At 66.2% G+C, this 1148-nt stretch carries 1 protein-coding gene; it reads right to left on the bottom strand.

Annotated features, from left to right (window positions below):
- Positions 1-1076 (bottom strand): IS630 family transposase (locus U1R88_RS35560; RefSeq protein WP_322435555.1); only part of this gene is annotated, 1076 nt, incomplete at its 3' end.
- Between the last annotated feature and the right edge of the window lie 72 nt (positions 1077-1148).

Below are 1148 nucleotides of genomic sequence, written 5' to 3' on the forward strand. Positions count from 1 at the left end.
TGGATTGACTCCAACGTTTGGAACCCACGGTTTCTGGCGGCGATGATGGTATCCGGATCGGCGCGCCAGACGAAGGGTTTGGGCGTCTGGTTGTGTTCGGCGATGAAGCGATTGATGGTGGCCTGGAGGTCGACGAGGGAGCGGAACACGCCGCGTTTCAGACGCCGTTTGGCGAGTTTGGCGAAGAAGCCCTCGACCGCGTTGAGCCAGGAGGCCGAGGTCGGGGTGAAGTGGAACACCCAGCGCGGGTGGCGCTGGAGCCATTGCCGCACCTTCGGGTGCTTGTGGGCGGCGTAGTTGTCCATGATGGCGTGGACGATCTTGCCGGCCGGCACCGCCGCCTCGACGACGTTGAGGAAGCGGATGAACTCCTGATGCCGGTGGCGCTGCATGTGACGGCCGATCACGCTGCCGTCGAGGATGTTGAGAGCGGCGAACAGCGTCGTCGTGCCGTGGCGGACATAGTCGTGGGTCATGGTGCCGGCGCGTCCCGGCTTCATCGGCAAACCAGGCTGGGTGCGGTCGAGCGCCTGGATCTGGCTCTTCTCGTCGACCGACAGCACCACCGCATGGGCGGGGGGATCGACATAGAGCCCGACCACGTCATGCAGCTTGGCGACGAAGGCGGGATCGTTCGAGAGCTTGAAGGCGCGCCAGCGATGCGGCGCCAGCCCGTGCGCCTTCCAGATCTCCTGCACCGTCGAGACGGCGAGACCGCTGGCCTTCGCCATGGCCCGTGCCGTCCAGTGGGTCGCCTCGTGCGGCGGGTTGCTCTGGGTCAGGCGCACCACTTCGGCGACCCGACCAGACCCAATAGGGGCGCGGCCGGGCGGCCGCGTCTTGTCACGTAGGAGGCCATCCACGCCCTCGGCCATGAAGCGCTCCTGCCAGCGCCACACGGTCGTCTTGGAGACGCCTGCCGCCCGCATGATGGCGTTCGTGCCGGCGCCGTCCGCGGTGAGAAGCACGATCCGCGCCCGCCAGACATGCTTCTGCGCCCTGTTGCGGTCCGAGACGATCGCCTCTAGCCGGCGGCGATCCTCGGGGCTCACGCTGATGGAAATTCCTGTGCGCATTCCACACATTCGCACAGGCTTCGATGCACAGGAATCCCCCTCAGGACTCTTCTGTCCCGGTCAATCCACTAG

Origin of the sequence: Labrys sedimenti, from assembly GCF_034424805.1 — a bacterium.
Classification (GTDB): domain Bacteria; phylum Pseudomonadota; class Alphaproteobacteria; order Rhizobiales; family Labraceae; genus Labrys; species Labrys sedimenti.